Source organism: Nocardia sp. 852002-20019_SCH5090214, from assembly GCF_001665865.1.
GTDB lineage: Bacteria > Actinomycetota > Actinomycetes > Mycobacteriales > Mycobacteriaceae > Nocardia > Nocardia nova.
Map to the genome: position 1 here is coordinate 1 of NZ_LZMK01000309.1, position 15,570 is coordinate 15,570.

General features: G+C 68.4%; 16 protein-coding genes. 10 read left to right on the forward strand and 6 right to left on the reverse strand.

Annotation, left to right across the window (positions count from 1 at the left end):
- Positions 1-286 precede the first annotated feature (286 nt).
- Positions 287-508: a hypothetical protein gene (locus A5780_RS24735; protein ID WP_030518370.1), complete on the reverse strand. Its 222-nt coding sequence runs from the start codon at positions 506-508 to the stop codon at positions 287-289.
- A gap of 175 nt (positions 509-683) precedes the next feature.
- Between A5780_RS24735 and A5780_RS24740 the strand changes: the two genes are divergently transcribed.
- The 5 genes from A5780_RS24740 to A5780_RS24760 all read left to right on the forward strand — a co-directional run bounded on the left by A5780_RS24740 (position 684) and on the right by A5780_RS24760 (position 7,153).
- Positions 684-1,898 carry a lipase family protein gene (locus A5780_RS24740; protein ID WP_030518371.1) on the forward strand — a complete coding sequence of 405 codons (1,215 nt, stop codon included), beginning with the start codon at positions 684-686 and terminating at the stop codon, positions 1,896-1,898.
- 185 nt (positions 1,899-2,083) lie between these two features.
- Positions 2,084-3,529: a lipase family protein gene (locus A5780_RS24745; RefSeq protein WP_064909722.1), complete on the forward strand. Its 1,446-nt coding sequence runs from the start codon at positions 2,084-2,086 to the stop codon at positions 3,527-3,529.
- Positions 3,530-3,960: 431 nt separating this feature from the next.
- Positions 3,961-5,157 carry a CdaR family transcriptional regulator gene (locus A5780_RS24750; RefSeq protein WP_082976700.1) on the forward strand — a complete coding sequence of 399 codons (1,197 nt, stop codon included), beginning with the start codon at positions 3,961-3,963 and terminating at the stop codon, positions 5,155-5,157.
- Positions 5,154-6,113, forward strand: a complete 960-nt coding sequence (locus A5780_RS24755) for an acyl-ACP desaturase (RefSeq protein ID WP_064909724.1) — start codon at positions 5,154-5,156, stop codon at positions 6,111-6,113. Before A5780_RS24750 ends, A5780_RS24755 begins: the two co-directional genes overlap by 4 nt.
- Entirely contained in the window at positions 6,110-7,153 is a 1,044-nt protein-coding gene (locus tag A5780_RS24760; RefSeq protein WP_064909725.1) for an alpha/beta hydrolase family protein, read from the forward strand. The genes A5780_RS24755 and A5780_RS24760 overlap by 4 nt, the downstream gene beginning before the upstream one ends.
- A 20-nt stretch (positions 7,154-7,173) precedes the next feature.
- Here A5780_RS24760 and A5780_RS24765 read toward each other — a convergent pair whose 3' ends face one another.
- Complete coding sequence (locus A5780_RS24765) at positions 7,174-7,800, reverse strand: YdcF family protein (RefSeq protein WP_064902745.1); 627 nt, start codon at positions 7,798-7,800, stop codon at positions 7,174-7,176.
- Between the two features lie 373 nt (positions 7,801-8,173).
- On the opposite strand from A5780_RS24765, the gene A5780_RS24770 reads away from it, so the two are divergent.
- Together A5780_RS24770 and A5780_RS24775 are read left to right on the forward strand one after the other, a co-directional pair.
- The gene (locus A5780_RS24770) at positions 8,174-9,400 is read left to right on the forward strand and encodes a triacylglycerol lipase (protein ID WP_064909726.1); all 1,227 of its coding nucleotides are present in this window, start codon (positions 8,174-8,176) and stop codon (positions 9,398-9,400) included.
- Positions 9,401-9,538: 138 nt separating this feature from the next.
- Entirely contained in the window at positions 9,539-9,877 is a 339-nt protein-coding gene (locus A5780_RS24775; RefSeq protein WP_063011987.1) for a hypothetical protein, read from the forward strand.
- On the opposite strand, the gene A5780_RS24780 is transcribed toward A5780_RS24775, so the two are convergent.
- Positions 9,858-11,237, reverse strand: a complete 1,380-nt coding sequence (locus A5780_RS24780; RefSeq protein WP_064909727.1) for an AarF/ABC1/UbiB kinase family protein — start codon at positions 11,235-11,237, stop codon at positions 9,858-9,860. The two genes, A5780_RS24775 and A5780_RS24780, sit on opposite strands and share 20 nt — an antisense overlap.
- Before the next feature lie 244 nt (positions 11,238-11,481).
- Between A5780_RS24780 and A5780_RS24785 the strand changes: the two genes are divergently transcribed.
- Positions 11,482-11,847 carry an STAS domain-containing protein gene (locus A5780_RS24785; protein WP_063909364.1) on the forward strand — a complete coding sequence of 122 codons (366 nt, stop codon included), beginning with the start codon at positions 11,482-11,484 and terminating at the stop codon, positions 11,845-11,847.
- Positions 11,848-12,053: 206 nt separating this feature from the next.
- On the opposite strand, the gene A5780_RS24790 is transcribed toward A5780_RS24785, so the two are convergent.
- Positions 12,054-12,506: a hypothetical protein gene (locus A5780_RS24790; RefSeq protein ID WP_064909728.1), complete on the reverse strand. Its 453-nt coding sequence runs from the start codon at positions 12,504-12,506 to the stop codon at positions 12,054-12,056.
- An 80-nt stretch (positions 12,507-12,586) separates the two neighbouring features.
- On the opposite strand from A5780_RS24790, the gene A5780_RS24795 reads away from it, so the two are divergent.
- Together A5780_RS24795 and A5780_RS24800 are read left to right on the forward strand one after the other, a co-directional pair.
- Entirely contained in the window at positions 12,587-13,021 is a 435-nt protein-coding gene (locus A5780_RS24795) for a hypothetical protein (protein WP_064904302.1), read from the forward strand.
- A 69-nt stretch (positions 13,022-13,090) separates the two neighbouring features.
- The gene (locus A5780_RS24800; protein WP_064909739.1) at positions 13,091-13,768 is read left to right on the forward strand and encodes a PAS and ANTAR domain-containing protein; all 678 of its coding nucleotides are present in this window, start codon (positions 13,091-13,093) and stop codon (positions 13,766-13,768) included.
- Position 13,769: 1 nt separating this feature from the next.
- Here A5780_RS24800 and A5780_RS24805 read toward each other — a convergent pair whose 3' ends face one another.
- Together A5780_RS24805 and A5780_RS24810 are read right to left on the reverse strand one after the other, a co-directional pair.
- Positions 13,770-14,726 (reverse strand): acyl-ACP desaturase, encoded by a 957-nt coding sequence (locus A5780_RS24805; RefSeq protein ID WP_063011996.1) that lies wholly within the window; start codon positions 14,724-14,726, stop codon positions 13,770-13,772.
- Between the two features lie 9 nt (positions 14,727-14,735).
- Positions 14,736-15,500: a sigma 54 modulation/S30EA ribosomal C-terminal domain-containing protein gene (locus A5780_RS24810; protein WP_064904309.1), complete on the reverse strand. Its 765-nt coding sequence runs from the start codon at positions 15,498-15,500 to the stop codon at positions 14,736-14,738.
- Positions 15,501-15,570 lie beyond the last annotated feature (70 nt).

A 15,570-nucleotide genomic window follows, 5' to 3' on the forward strand; every position in this document is an offset into this window, starting at 1 on the left:
GCAGGGGGCGACGTTTTCGACGAAGTGGCCGACCATGTGCCGCGACAGCGACCACACATCCTTCAACGGCGACGACATGGGCCGTCCCGAGAAGGTGAGACTGGACCGGTTGGAGCTGTCGACGGTCATCACTGACTCCTTCTACTCCCGAACTATCTGTTCCGGCGGTTAACGCTAACCGGCGGGCCGGGAACCGAGGGTGCTTCGCGAATCGTCTGTGCGGAAATCGAAGCAGGTCGGCGGGCCGTTGTGATCGCTCACAGTCGCCGGGACGCGGATCGGTTCCTCAATGCCACAATCGGCGGCAGGGCAGCGGTCGCAATCCGGGCCGGACCATGCCGTCCACGGTGACCGCCAGCCCGGAATGCACGGCGGCGGCGGCGAACTCCCAGGCCTCGGCGCGGGTGGCGGCGTATTCGAGCACCATGTCGCCGTCGGGGCCGGTGCCGCCGAAGTAGACCGTGATCCGGCGAGTGGGGATGTCGGGGGCCGTTTCGGAGATGTCCATAGCCGTGCTCCTTTGCATCGGTGCAGGAACGAAGCTACGTACTCGCGGGTAACCCGAACAGGTTTCAGCGCGGAATTCATCGCGTGACACATACCGCCGCGCGGCAAACTTGTGATTTCTCAGGAGCTGCGGTGCCGATTTCGGGTTGCCTCGCGCGCGCGATAATCTCTTGCCCATGGGCCTCACCGCGGTCCGGCGGGCGCTGAGCGTCGCCGCCGGCAGTCTGTTGCTGTTCGCTGCCGCCACGACTTCCGCACCGGCGCAACCGATCTACCCGGCACCGGACCCGGATCCGTTCTACGCCGCGCCGGCCGATATCGCCGAACACAAGCCGGGCGATGTGCTGGCGACGAAACCGCTACCGCCGCTGGACATCTTCCCCGACACCGACATCACGCTGATCAAGTTCCGCTCGACCAATTCCGAGGGCAAGCCGATCGCGGCGACCACCACCGTCCTGACGCCGCGCAAGCGGGCGGCCGACGGGCCGCTGCTGTCGTATCAGACGATCATCAACGGACTCGGCGCCGATTGCAGTGTCTCCCATGTGCTCTACACCAAGAACCCGGATCTGATGGTCCGCGAGGCGCCCGCCTACAACGTGGTGTTGCAGCGCGGTTGGAGTATCGCGATGCCCGACCATCTCGGGCCGCAGTTCGCCTACGGCGCAGCGCGTCTGGGCGGCCAGATCACCCTGGACGGCATTCGCGCGGTGCAGCACGCTGCCGATCTGAAACTCGAGCACAGCCCGGTGACGATGGCCGGCTACTCCGGCGGCGGCATGGCCACCGCATGGGCGGCCGCGCTGGCGCCGGTCTACGCACCGGAACTGCGCATCGCAGGGGCCGCGGCCGGTGGCGTGCCGATGAACATGGTGAAGATGCTGGAGGGCCTGGGGTACGGCTCGCATCCGGCCTTCGGCCTGGCGATGGCGGCCGGACTCGGCCTGGAACGTGAATACCCCGACCGGTTCCCGCTGTCGGACCAGCTCAACGACAAGGGCATGGCGGTGCGGCAGGTGATGGCGAACAGTTGCACCAACGGACTGCTGGCCGCGGGCGCGGGACACGGGGTGAGCGAGTTCGCGAAAACCACGTCGATGACCGAGGATCCGGTCGCGCGCAAGGTGGTCGAGGACAACAGCCTCGAGCTCTACACCGACAGTGTGCCGAATATGCCGGTCTTCGAATGGCATTCGCCCATCGACGGCCTGATCCCGGTGGATTCGATCGTCAATACCGATCGGCGCTGGTGCCAGGCCGGGGTCACGGTCCAGTCGGAGGCCATTCCGGTGCCCGACCACCTCACCGCGGCCGTGCTGGGTCTGCCGCAGGTACTGAGCTGGCTCGACGGCCGCATGCACGCTCAGCCGGTGCCGAGCAACTGCTGAGCGCGCCGGCCCCGCACCGCGGGGGCGTGCCGGATTCGATATCGATGCGGACTCGCGGCGCGCACGATCCGAACACGCCGCCCGGACAGCCGGATTCGCCCCGGTAGTCTCGAAACACCTGGTTCAGCGCGGAACTCGGGTTGGCAGCGCACGGGAACCAGCGGTGAGCTTTAGTGGGGTGCGCCATGCGAATCCGGCATGTACTGGTCACGGCATTGCTGATCGGTTGCGGTCCTGTTGCGAGTACCGCAGCGGCCCAGCCGCCGATTCCCCTGCCCGCCTTGCCGTTACCCGCGATCGGCTTACCCGGGTTGCCAGGGCCACCGCTCGCACCCCAGGATCCGGCGCGGTCGAATCCGCCGGCGCCGGGGCTCGCGCAGCTGCAGCAGTGGATCAACGTCCTGGTGCCGCCGCCACCCATCCCGGTGGCCGACCAGGCGGCCGCCGGGGAGACCGGAGTCACCGCCGACCTGGCCCGGCTGCAGCAGGCCGTCATGCCCTCGCCGGTGGGCGATCCGCTGCTCGACGACTGGCCCGCGGATCTCGCGGAGCTGCGGCCCGGTGATGTGATCGCGACCCGGGACGTGACGGCGACCGCCGCTCCGCTGCTGGTGGTGCCCGTGCGGCAGGCGTTGCAGGTGAAATACCGCACCACCGACGCACACGACGCACCTTCGTATGCGACTGCGACACTGGCGATTCCGGCCGCGCCGTGGACGGGTCCCGGATCGCGGCCGGTGCTGGTGAACAATCTTCCCATCGACGCGCTGGGCCGGACCTGCACGCCCGGCTACACACTCGCGCACGGTTTCTCCGGGGATACCGGCACCACCGATTTCGTCCCGCCCACCACGCAATTGGCGCTGTTGCGCGGGTACGCGGTGCTGATTCCCGATCACGAGGGTCCGCGAATGGCCTATGCCGAACCCTTCGTGGCCGGCCACGCCGTGCTCGACGCGATCCGGGCGATGCGCGGGGAGCTGCCCGCGGAATTCGGCGCCAGCCGCTACGCCATGCACGGATACTCCGGTGGTGCCATCGCCACCCGCGGCGCGGTGGCGCTGATCGATTCCTACGCACCGGAATTGGCGCCGCTGATCGTCGGTGCCGCATTGGGCGGCGTGCCGGCCGACTATCAGATCCTCTCGCAGAGCATGAATGCCAACTTCGCCTCGGGTGTGTTCCTGGCAGCCACCTTCGGAGTGGGACGGGAGCGGCCGGAAATCCTGGCCAGGATGAACAATCTGGCCCGGTGGGCGGCCCTCTCGCCGCTCAAGGACACCTGCGCCGGTGTGTTCGCCGTTCCCGGGGTGCTGTCACTGCCGATCGATATCGCCGCCGACACCCCCGATCCGCTGCACAGCGCACTGGCCGGTGACATCTACCGGGTGACGCGGATGCAGGGCATGAAATCCGCTGTGCCGCTGTATGTCTACAACGGCGAACAGGAATTCTGGATTCCGGCCGCCGGGGCCCGCGAATTCTATCGCGACCAATGCTCACTGGGCGTGGCGGCGGTGTATCGCAGCGTGCCGGGCGAGCACATCATCGCAGCGGGATTGGGGTATCCGGAGGCCATGGGCTGGGTCGATCAGCGATTGCAGGGCGTTTCCGCCCCGAGTGAATGCTGAAACGGCGGCGTCTTTCTCTCGCGCCGGGTCGCGGATGATTTTGTGCCGCGACCCCAGCCGCCCCCGGTGCGATTCATGAATTGTCATCGGATCGCCGGTGTTTCGGGTTCGAGGCGATTCCGTGGCCGTACCGTGATGTGAACGCGGCACCGGTTTTTGCGCGGACGGTGCCGCGTTCGGCAACCGGCGCACCCGCACCTTCCGTACGGAGAGGAGGTCGGCAGTGCGGACGCCGGACCGGCCACCGGTGAGCGGCTCCCAACTCGAAGCCGCCGCTCACGGCGCACAGCTCGACCCGCGGCACCAGGACTTCCAACCCCTTCCTCGACGCGGTCACTGTGCGTAGCAGTGGAACCGCCCGCCGGGTGCACCCTCACCCCAAGGCATCCGGCGGGCACACTTCGCGCGGGGACAGATTCTGGAGCGACCCGATGACACCATCCGCACCCAGCCTGGCGGCGACTCTGACCCGAAGTGTGCGCACCGACGCGCCGGCGCCGCATTCCGACACCAGCGCCGAATTCGGCGCCGGGGTGCGGGAATGTCTCGCCCTGGCCGCCGATATGGTCGCCGAACCCGATCCCGAACCGGCGGATGCCGCGCGGCTGGCCGAACTGGTCGGCCGGGCCGGCGCCTGGGCACGTGAGGGCATCGACCTCGACACCGTGCTGCGCGCCTACCACGAGGCGGTGCGGCGCGCGTTCAGCGATATCGCCGGTGGCCGCGGTGACGGCGAGACGTTGTTCGCCGACGCCGAGCAGGCCCTGCGCCTGCTGGAGACGGTGACGGTGGCGACCTCGGCCGCCTATCTCGACGAACACCGTTCGGCCGCCCGGCATCATCAGACCGCGGCCCAGACCCTGGTCACCGCGCTGCTCAGCGGACACGGCCGCGCGGCGCTGGCCCGCCGCACCGGGATCGCGGTCGCGCCCGCCTATCAGGTGGTGGCGCTGTCGATCGCCCCGCATCCCGGCGAATCCGATCCACGTCGCAATGCCGAAACGGTGGCCCGCCGCAAACTGCGCCGACTGCAGAGCGCGCTGGCGCCGGTGCTGGGTTCACGGGCGCTGTCACTGCTCTCCGTCGACGGCGGCACCGTGCTGGTGCCGGTCGACGACCCCGATGCCACCGCCCGCATCGACGCCCCGGTATTGACCGCCGACACCCTGGACGTACTGTCCGCGGCGGCCTCGGTGCCGCTGACCGCGACCGTCGTCGCCGGTCCCACCGCACGCATCCCGGAGCTGGCCGCCCAGGCTCATGAACTGCTGGAACTGGTACGCGCACTGGGCCGCCCGCCGGGGCTGTACGAGATCGCCGACGTCGCGGTGGAGTACCAGCTGACCCGGCCCGGGCCGGCGCGTGCGCATCTGGCCGCGGTGCTCGGTCCGTTGCGGCCGCATCCGGATCTGCTGGAAACCCTTCGCGCCTATGTGGATTCGGGTCTGGATCGCAAATCGACCGCGGTGCGGCTGGCGATCCACCCGAACAGCGTCGCGCACCGGGTGCGGCGCATCGAGCGACTGACCGGAATCGAGCTGGCCCGCCCGGATGGTCTGGCGCGGGCGAGCCTGGCGTTGCTGGCCTTCGACCTCGCAACCGATTCGCGCACCGAGGAGTATGCGTGAGCCTCGCCGTGACCGATCGCGATCTGCTCCGCGAGTTGGAACCCGTCGCCGAACGCTGCCTCGCGGATCATCTGCGCAAGGCGCGCGCCTGGCATCCGCACGACTACGTGCCCTGGGGTGAGGGTCGCAATTTCGCGGCACTGGGCGGAAACGATTGGGAGCCGCGACAATCGGCGTTGCCGGAGGTGGCGCGGGTGGCGTTGGTCACCAATCTGCTCGCCGAGGACGATCTGCCCTCCTGCCATCGCGCGATCACCGAGATGGTCGGCGGCGACGGGCCCTGGGGAACGTGGGTGGGATGCTGGACCGCGGAGGAGAACCGCCACGCGATTGTGATCCGCGACTACCTGGTGGTGACCCGCGCGGTGGATCCCGTTGCGCTGGAACGCGCCCGGATGACTCGGCTGACCAGCGGCGTCGCCGCGCCGGAGGTCCCGCGGTTGCTGCGCGGGTTGGCCTGTGTGACACTGCAGGAGCTGGCCACCCGGATCAGTCACCGCAACACCGGCATCGCCTGTGGTGAACCGATCGCCGACCGGATGCTGTCGCGCATCGCCACCGACGAGAACCTGCATATGATCTTCTATCGCAATATCTCCCGGGCCGCCCTCGAGCTGGCTCCGGACGCGATGATGCGTGCGATCACCGAGGCGGTCACCGGTTTCCGCCTGCCCGGGTCGGCAGGGCCCGGCTTCCGGCGGCACGCGCTGCTGCTGGCCGCCCACGGCATCTACGATCCGCCGCAGCATCTGGAGACGGTGCTGCGTCCGGTGTTGCGCAACTGGCATGTGTTCGAGCGCACCGATCTGACCGGTACGGGGGAGCGGGCCCGCGACGAACTGGCCGCCTATCTGACCGCTCTGGAGAAGACGTCCGTCCGCTTCCGGGAACGGCGGGAACGAGCGCGCGCCCGGGAGACGGCGTTCGCGGACGGTCCGGCGGTGGTGCAGCGGTGATCACTCGTGCGGCGCTGAGCGCTGCCTTGGCCGTGGCCGCCGGCGCGATGGCGGCGGCTCCGGTGTGCGCCGATCCGGCAGCGCCCCCGCCTCTGGCCCCGCCGGCGATCGATCCCGCCGTGACGCGAACGGAATTGGTGCGCACCGAAACTCGCGGGCCGGGCTGGGATCGGCTGTACGTCGCCTCCGCCGCGATGCATCGAGTGGTGCCCATCGATGTGCTGCACGGCGCCGGGAGCGAACCCCGGCCCACCCTCTATCTTCTCGACGGTGTGGAGGGTGCGGCGACCTCGGGCTGGCTCACCGACGGCGACGCCGCGCGCTTCTTCGCCGGCAAACCGGTCGACGTGGTGCTGCCCGGTGACGGCGTGGGCAGTATGTACGCCGATTGGGACCATTACGACCAGAACCTGGGCCTCAACCGCTGGGAGACCTTCCTCGTCGACGAATTGCCGCCGATCGTGGAGAAATATCTGCATGCCGACGGGCGCCGGGCCATCGCGGGAGTGTCGATGGGAGCGCAGGCGGCGATGATGCTGGCACAGCGCCACCCCGGCTTCTATCGCGCGGTGGCGGGCATCAGCGGCTGTTATTCCACCGCGGACGAGGTCGGCCAGGCCGTCACTCGCATTACCGTGGCCTCGCGTGGCGGCAACCCCGAAAACCTTTGGGGCCCACCGAATTCGCCGGAGTGGGCGGCCCACGACAGTTATCTGGGCGCCGATACCCTGCGCGGCACCCCGATCTATCTGTCGGCGGCCACGGGCCTGCCGAGCCCACCGGATCTGACCGCGATCGCCACCGCGCACGACGTCGCCGGTGCGCTGCGGTCCGCGGGTGGTGGCGTGGCGCTGGAGGCGGGGGCGCGCACGTGCACCGAGCGCTTCGCCGCGCGGCTCGCTCAGCTGAACATCCCGGCCACCGTGCGCTACATCCCCGCGGGGACGCATTCGTGGCCCGATTTCACCGCCGCCTTGCCGTCGGCGTGGGATGCGCTGGCCGTCGGGCTCGGGATAGCGCGGACCTGGGGTCCGCGCTGAGACGACCGGCGACTCCGGTTTCACTGTCGGGGCCCGAACACCTCCAGTACCACCGGCGGCAGATCCTGCGGGCTGACCGTGCCGACCACCGGCACGCCCGCATCGACGAAATCGGCTACGGCGCGGGGCATGTGGTCGGCCGAGGTGACGACCACCGCATCGCCGGCGCCCAGCGCGTGCATCATTTCCGCGGAGTTGGTGGCGTTTTCGACGGTATCGCCGGCACGTGATTCGATGTGGATCCGGTCGGGGGCCGTGCCGTGGGCGACGAGCCAGCGGGCCATGGCGTCGGCTTCGGTGGTGCCGCCCTGCGGATTTCCGCCGGTGACGATGATCGGCGAGGCCGGCGACACCATCGCCTGCACGAGCGCCGCCTCCAGCCGGGCGACGAGTTCGGGGCGCATGGTCCCGTCGGGCATCAGCCCGTAACCGAGCACCACGATCGCGGTGGTCGGCCCGTGCGGGGCGGGCAGCGGCGGCAGCGGATCGCCGACGGCGCGCAGCTGTTCGATGACGCCGGCCGCATCGGTGAGAGGATCGGCCGCGGCGGCGGGAAGCGCGACCGCGGTGAGAGCGCCGACGGCCAGCGCGGCGGCGGCGAGCAAGCGAAAACCGGTGGGTCGCACAGTGATACGAATGCCGGGCATCAGGACTCCAGACGACGTGGGGCCGTGCCACGTGCTCACGTGGACCGGACCGGACGGACAACTCCCAGTGAGAATCCGATATCTGTTCGTGATTGCGTCGTAATTGGTTGTATCGCTGGATATTTCACGGCACATTCGGGATTACTGCTGTGACTGCGCCGATTCGGGAAAAGCTCCGGCGTCGCCGGACAATTCGCCCGGCTGTGCAACTTCACTGCGGTCCGTTCGGCGTCTCGTGAGATTCCGAAGAGACTGCCTTTGTCCGTATCGGCGGCTCGTCAGCGACTTTAGCGTCTGAGTTCGGTTTCGGCCGCGCGGCTCGCGGTCGCGCATCGCAACAAAGAACGCCGATGTTCTGACGAAAGGTTCACCCATGAGACCAAACACCCGCCGCAGGTCGCTGAGCGCCGCGGTCGTCGTGGGGGTTTCGCTGTTGATGATGGGCTTCGCGGGGGTCGGCGCCGACGCCGAGCCGGCGGGGGCGTCGAACGATCAGCAGCAGGAGCAGCAACTGGTCGACTTCATCGACCAGGGACTGAAGAATCCCGCCGCCCACCCGATCGCCGACACCGGCAGCGCCGGCACCGGTTCGGCCTGCACCTCGGGCAGTGGCGCGGGCTCGGGCAACGGCTCCGGCGACTGCTACGGCGGCTCCGGGTCCAGCTCGGGATCATCGGGTGGAACCTCCAGCGACACCATCGGCTACGGCCCGGCACAGAGCTCGTTCCTGGCCGCCTTCGGCTACGGCCTGCTGCATCCGGATGTGGCCCCGCCGGGAACCAACGACTGGAACTGCAAGCCGACCGCGGCGCATCCGGAGCCGGTGGTGCTGGTGCACGGGACATGGGAGAACGCCTACGACAACTTCTCCTTCGTCAGTCAGCCCATCAAGGACGCCGGCTACTGCGTATTCACCTTCAATTACGGCAAATCCAATCTCATTCAGGGCGGCGGTCTCGGATCGGTGCTGCCGGGCGCCAACGGCACCGGTTTGATTCAGGATTCGTCGAAGCAGTTGGCGCAGTTCGTGGATCGGGTGCTGGCGGCGACCGGGTCGCAGAAGGTGAATCTGGTCGGCCATTCTCAAGGTGGCGCGATGTCGCGGTGGTATCTGAAGTTCGACGGTGGTGCGGCGAAGGTGCATCACATGATGACCTTCGGCGCCACCAACCACGGCACCTCACTGGACGGTATCGGCGCGCTGGGCCGGATGATCAACAACCTCGGCATCGACGTGCTGGGTCTGGTGGAGATCTTCGTCGGTCACGCCGGCATTCAGCAGACGATCGGCTCGGATTTCGTCAACCAGCTCAACGCCGGCGGCGACACCGTGCCGGGGGTGGACTACACGGTGGTCGGCAGCCGCTACGACGAGATCACCAACCCCTACGATCTGACGTTCCTGAAGCCCGGCCCGGGTGCGACGGTCGACAACATCACCCTGCAGGACGGATGTGAGCAGGACGTGTCGGATCACCTGACGATGATGTACTCGCCGCGGGTGTTGTCGATCATCCTCAACACCCTCGATCCGGCCCAGACTCCGGCGCTGACCTGCAGCTTCAACCCGTGGCTGGTGGGCGGCGGCGGCAAACTGTGACCCACCGCAGCCGTCCCAGCGCGGCGGCCGTGCCCACCGGGTGGTCCGACCACCACCCGGTGGGCATCTCGGCTCTCCAGGCCCGATGCCGCGCGTCCGTGGCGACGTTCGGTGTCGACGACGAATCCGGAGGTGCCCATGCGCGATGTGCACTGCTACGCAATCGATTCCACACTCGGCCGGTTGTTCGGCCGCCACTTCTACGGTGTCCGGCTCCAGCCGCTCGAGGACGGATACGGCTGGGTCGTCTACGGGCATCCTCCGGCCAGGCGGATCGTCGCGGCACTCGTATGTGCGGCGCGGCAGCGCGGTTCGTTCGAGGAATTGCGCGATTGCTGCACCTATATGGATCTGTGTGACGGGATGGAACGCTGGTGGGTGACCGATCTGTCGGCCGACACCGACGGCTTCCTGTGCTGGTATGCCCGCGACCGAGGCTATCCCGGCGCGGTGCCGATCACGACGATCGTGCCGTGAACCGCCAGCGGGCGATATCGGCGCCGATGTCGGTCGCGGGTGGTTCGTGGTAGAGCCATTCGCGGGCGAGGCGATGCCAGTTGTTGGTGGTGTGCAGTTGTCCGAGTACGGCATAGGTGAACAGGTCCGCGCGGCGGGAGAACACGTGCTCGGGTGGCAGGCGCTGGTGGCGCATGCCGCGGAACTCGGCCGCGCGGGGGTCGACGGCGAGAACGACTGCGCTGGTGGCCAATTCGGGGGTGACGGTGATGTCCTCGTCGATCAGGTGCCAGCCGGTCGCTGCCCAGATGTAGCCGAGGCATTCCTCGGGCGTGACTCCGGCGTCGGGATCGACGATGCCCTGGGCGACCCAGGAGTGGTAGATGTGCTCGGCGCGGTATTCGCCTGCGGCGCGGATGATCTCGCGTTCGAGTTCGACGTCGGCGGGACTCATGGCGGTGTAGAGCCCGAAGTCGACGAAGGCGAGTCGTCCGTCCGGGGTGAGCAGGATGTTGCCCGGATGCGGGTCGCCGCAGAACTCGTGGTCGGTGAACAGGGAAGTGATGTAGAAGCGGTAGATCAGCTCACCGATGCGGGTGCGATCGGCGTCGGGCAGGGATCGCATGTGCTCAAACGGTTCGCCGTCGACCAGTTCGGTGACCAGAACATCGGGGCCGCAACACTGTTCGATGCTGTCGGGCACGCTGATGTAGGGATGGCCGCGGTAGCGGGTCGCGACGTGGTGCTGGGTGCGGGCCTCGCGGGGGTAGTCGAGTTCGCTGCCGATGTTGCGGGCGATTTCGGCGAGCACCTCTTCGTCGGCGGCGCTGGGCAGGACCGCCTTCCACAGGCGGCTGATCATCATGAGGTTGCGCATATCGGCTTCGACGGCTCGGTCGACGCCGGGATATTTGACCTTGACCGCGACGTCTCGCCCGTCGCGCAGTCGCGCGCGGTAGACCTGCCCGATGGAGGCGGCGGCGATCGGCGTTTCGTCGAACTCGGCGAAGATCCGCGCCATCGGGCCGAGATCGTTCTCGATCACCGCGCGCATGGCGGAGAACGGGAAGGCCGGGGCCTGGTCGCGCAGTTGGGCGAGTTTGGTGCGGAACATCTCGCGTTGTTCTTCTGGGAGGAGGTCGAGGTCGAGCACCGACAGCATCTGCCCGAGCTTCATCGCCGCGCCCTTCATCCCGCCGAGCACGGTGACCAGTTGCTGGGCGGCCTGCATCGCCGAGCGTTCGCTCAAGCGCCGGCGCGCTTCTTCGGTGCGGCCCACCATCGACAGCCGGGTGCCGACCCCGCGCAGCGCCTGTCCCGCAGCGAGCCGGCCCATTTTGCTGCCGCGCGAGATACGGCCGTGGGGAACCCGGTTGCTCACTGCTAAACCTCCATCGGTTCGGACCTGCCGCTCACCGCGCCGGACCGAGTGGGGGCGAGGCGAGGCCAAGCTACCGGCCCGCCCGCGAGTGTTCGGCCGTTCGGATCCACTCGCGTGGATATCACGAAAACGCGCGGCCGACGTCGGAACAGCACACAGCCGCGACCGAGGCGGAGAAAAAAAGAGGTTTGAGCTCTCGCGGCGGGGGTTGTATACGAATGTGATGTATGGCGGTGACGAGGAGATGAGTGTCTTGGTGGATGACAGCGGCTTGAGCGTCGAGGTCGACCGGACCGGCGGTGCGCTCGTCATATCGGCGTACGGCGATGTCGACGCGATGACGGCCGACCAGCTGCAGAGTGTGCTGGACCGGATGAGCGAGGCGTTCGAGGATGCCGACCAGGCCGCGCCGGTCATCGATCTGTCCGGAGTGGGTTTCCTGGGTTCGGCCGGTCTGAGCGTGCTGCACGCGGCCGCGACCACGGTCACTCCCCGGCGGTTGCGGGTGGTCGCGTCCGGGGCGGCCAAACGTGTCATCCAGGTCACCGGCCTGGATCGGATGGTCTCGGTGTACGACGATCTGGCCAGCGCCGGCGTCACCGCTCGCTGAGCCGACAGCAGAACGCCGCCGGGTGGCGTTCCCGGCGGCGTCCGTATGAGGTCGACGTCCCACAAGCGCCTCTCGGCGGGTGGTCGCTCGAAGCGACTGAAGGGTGCGGCCCGGGGCTGTCCGGACGCCGACAGCGGGTACAACCGAGACACCCGGCGAGCTATTTCCGGGCCGCGTTGTGACGTGACCCACGCGGCCTCGATCGGCTATTCGGTCGCGGTGCTGCCGAACTCGCGCTCGGCCTCGATTCGCTGTTCACGGGCGGCGGCGCGATCCTGTGCCGCCGCGGCGCGGTGGAAGGCGGCATCGCGGCGAGCCCGGTCGGCCGCGGAGGCGCGCGCGGCGCCGGACGCCGGATCCATGCCGGACGCCGAACCCGTGCGGGACGCAGAAGCCCTGGCGTGAGCAGCGGCCTTCTCGTAGGCGGCAGCCGCGCGTTCGTGGGCACGTGCGGCGTCCTCGTGCCGATCCGCGGCCGCCCGATGAGCGCTTTCCGCACGCGCGAGTGCCTGTCGAGCCCGCTCGGCCGCCATGTCGACGTCCTCGTGTGTGATCGGTCGTCCCGCGCTCAGCTCGGCCTGCCGCGCGGCCAGCTCCTCGGCCCGCTCGGCTGCCTGTGCGGCGCGCTCACCCGCGCGCCGGGCGGCGGACTCCCTCATGCACGACACACTATGCCCGCACGGCGAGCCTTGTAACGGCAACGTTGCACCGGAACGCCGGGAGGACGATTCTGGAAGCCATGCGCGCCCGTGACGTGGAGATCGGGCATACCTACGTGGTGTTGGTCCCGCATCGACTGCCGGCCGCCCGCTATCCCGACCGCGAGCGACTGGGCACATCGATGTGGGTGGCGAGCCTGCTCACCGGCGCCCGGTTCCGGCTCACGGTCTCCAACGTCGACTACGACACCGATCCGGTGACGGTCGAGGGACTGCGGCTCATCGAACGCTCGCACACCGAGGTCACACTCAGCGACGACCAGGCCGCGGCCCTGGGCTTGGCGCCGAAGCAGGGATATCGCGTGGTGGGATCGCTCGTGGACCGCACCGGCCGGGTGGCGTGCCTGCCCTCGATCGAACCGATCCGGGTGCCGGTGCGCTGGCTGCGTTCGGCCGACGATCCCCGTCTGGCGCAGACCACCCACCGCGACGCGGACCTGTGGCCCTTCATGTGAACAGTCGTCGCGGACCGCACCACCGGAACGATCTCGACCGGCCATAATTGTTTCGTGCGGCGCAACGGCATGGACAACGAACATGATCACACGACGGGAGAAACGGCACCGGTCGATCCGAGCAGTGTGCCGCGGGTCGGATCCTTCCGGTTCTGGTTCGCGACACGGCGCTGGGAGTGGTCGGAAGAGGTGTACCGGATGCACGGTTACACCCCCGGCAGCGTGGTGCCGACCACCGAACTCTTGCTCTCCCACAAACATCCCGACGACCGCGACGATGTGGCGGCGCGCATCGCCCGCGCGGTCGATCTGGGTGAATCGTTCTCCAGCCGGCACCGGTTCATCGACACCGCGGGACAGGTGCATCACGTGATGGTGGTCGCCGACCGCCTCTACGACGATGCCGGAGCTGTCATCGGTACCGGCGGCTTCTACATCGACCTCACCGAGACCCTGGCCGAGAGCGAGCGCGAAACCCTGTCGGCGGCCCTGCCCGACGTGATCGAGCATCGCGCGGTGATCGAACAGGCCAAAGGTGTGCTGATGCGGATGTATCGCGTCAATGCCGAGCAGGCGTTCAAGATCCTGTCCTGGCGTTCGCAGGAGACCAACACCAAACTGCGCGACCTGGCCGCCCAGTTGGTCGCCGAACTGGAGACGCTTCCGGAAGCGCGGCCGCAGACGCTCACCGCCTTCGACCACCTGCTGCTCACCGCTCACACCCGCATACCGCGCCACCCCCGCTGAATCAGGCGCGGGCCCGCTCGCGGGCCAGGGATCGATCGCGGTGCTCCTCGAAGCGCGGGATCTGCACCAGTTCCATATTCTCCAGGAAGGCGCCCAGTCGTTCCCGGGCCTGTTCGCCGCGTGGGCCGAAGTCGTTGCGGCCGAAGATGTTCCATTGCCGGATCACCGGTTCGAGCACGTCCTCGTAGTGCTGGCGCAGATCGTAGACGCCGTGTTTGGCCATCAGCACTCCGTTGCGGCGGAAGTTGGGCATTCCGGCGCCGGGCATCTTGAAGTTCTCGACGATGAGGTCGATGGCCGTCATCGCCTGATCGGGAACGAGATCCAACGCGGCGGCGCACATGGTGCGGTAGAAGATCATGTGCAGGTTCTCGTCGAGCGCGACGCGCTGCAGCATGCGGTCGGCGATCGGGTCGTCGCACACCTTGGCGGTGTTGCGGTGGCTGACGCGGGTGGCCAGTTCCTGAAAGCTTACGTACGCAACCGAATACAGGAATCCCGCTTCACCGTCGAGCAGCCGGGCCACCCCCGGGGTGAAGCCGTTGGTCATATGGGTCATGCGGGTGTTCTCGAGCGCGACCGGGTCGACGCCGCGGGTGACCACGAGATAGTCGCGCAGCACGACGGAGTGGCGGTTCTCCTCGGCGGTCCAGCGGCCCACCCAGGTTCCCCAGGCGCCGTCCTGGGAGAAGTTTTCGGCGATCTCGCGGTGGTAGGAGGGCAGGTTGTCCTCGGTGAGCAGGTTGGTCACCAGCGCCGCCTTCGCCACCTCGCTGAGCGTGGATTGCCCGGGCTCCCAATCGGTTCCGCCCAGCATCGCGAAGTTGCGACCGGCGTCCCACGGGACGTAGTCGTGTGGATGCCACTCCTTGACCATCGACAGATGCCGGTCCAGTGCCGTGGCGGCGACCGGTTCGAGTTCGGTGAGGATTTCCCGTTGTGTCAACTCTCGTGCCACGCTGGTGATCTACCTTTCCGTGTCGAATGCGACCTCGGCACAGGGTGTGACGAGGGTGAGATCCGCGTCGTAGCGGCGGTACAACAGATGTCCGCGCCCGGTGCAGGCGTCGATGTGGAACAGGAAGGGCAGGCCGTGCTCGCACAGCCGCTCCACCGCCGCGGATTCGGTGAGGATGGGTGTCGGACGCGAGTGCACGGTGAAGATCCGGCCGCCGGTATCGGAGGGCGGATGCATCCGAGATCGGCGCGCCAGCCGTAGTCCCGAGGGGCCGGCCCGGTAGACGGCGGCATCCTCACCGGTTTCGGCGTCGACGAACAGGTGCACGTCGAAGTCGAGCGTGTCCATCATCGCCGCGGCCGACTTCGGGCGCAGGGTGTCGAGAGGGAATGCCTTGCGGCGCACTATCTTTCCGACGCCGGGGTCGGCCAGCGCCGGTCGGGCCGGATCCGGCCACTCCCGGACGGCCGGGTCGGTGAGCTGCCGTTCCAGCCGGACCACCACCGACAGCACCTCGTGGGGCTCGCGGGTGCGCACCTGCATCCGGACCGGGCGATCGGGTAGTGCGAGATTCACTTGGACCAGCAGGGATTCGGTCTCACCGGGAGCGGCGGTCACCCGCACCCGGGCGCCGCCGGTGACGCTGTGGCGCGCCAGCAGCCGGCCCACCGCCCCGGCCACGCGTTCGGCCTCGAGTGCGGGGACCGGCCCGCGGGTGAAGATGACGATGTCCGGGAACGCTGCCGACGACCATGCCTGAGATTCCCGCAACACCCGCTCGCCCTCTTTCGCTCACCCGGCCCGTTTCGACGCACGACAACTGTGCCGACGCGGAGGATGGCGC

Coding starts and splice junctions, on each gene's coding strand:
- A5780_RS24795 (WP_064904302.1), top strand. CDS start 12,587: ATGCGCGCCCGTGACGTGGAGATCGGGCATACCTACGTGGTGTTGGTC.
- A5780_RS24770 (WP_064909726.1), top strand. CDS start 8,174: ATGAGACCAAACACCCGCCGCAGGTCGCTGAGCGCCGCGGTCGTCGTG.
- A5780_RS24775 (WP_063011987.1), top strand. CDS start 9,539: ATGCGCGATGTGCACTGCTACGCAATCGATTCCACACTCGGCCGGTTG.
- A5780_RS24745 (WP_064909722.1), top strand. CDS start 2,084: ATGCGAATCCGGCATGTACTGGTCACGGCATTGCTGATCGGTTGCGGT.
- A5780_RS24790 (WP_064909728.1), bottom strand. CDS start 12,506: ATGAGGGAGTCCGCCGCCCGGCGCGCGGGTGAGCGCGCCGCACAGGCA.
- A5780_RS24800 (WP_064909739.1), top strand. CDS start 13,091: ATGGACAACGAACATGATCACACGACGGGAGAAACGGCACCGGTCGAT.
- A5780_RS24735 (WP_030518370.1), bottom strand. CDS start 508: ATGGACATCTCCGAAACGGCCCCCGACATCCCCACTCGCCGGATCACG.
- A5780_RS24785 (WP_063909364.1), top strand. CDS start 11,482: ATGAGTGTCTTGGTGGATGACAGCGGCTTGAGCGTCGAGGTCGACCGG.
- A5780_RS24750 (WP_082976700.1), top strand. CDS start 3,961: ATGACACCATCCGCACCCAGCCTGGCGGCGACTCTGACCCGAAGTGTG.
- A5780_RS24740 (WP_030518371.1), top strand. CDS start 684: ATGGGCCTCACCGCGGTCCGGCGGGCGCTGAGCGTCGCCGCCGGCAGT.
- A5780_RS24765 (WP_064902745.1), bottom strand. CDS start 7,800: ATGCCCGGCATTCGTATCACTGTGCGACCCACCGGTTTTCGCTTGCTC.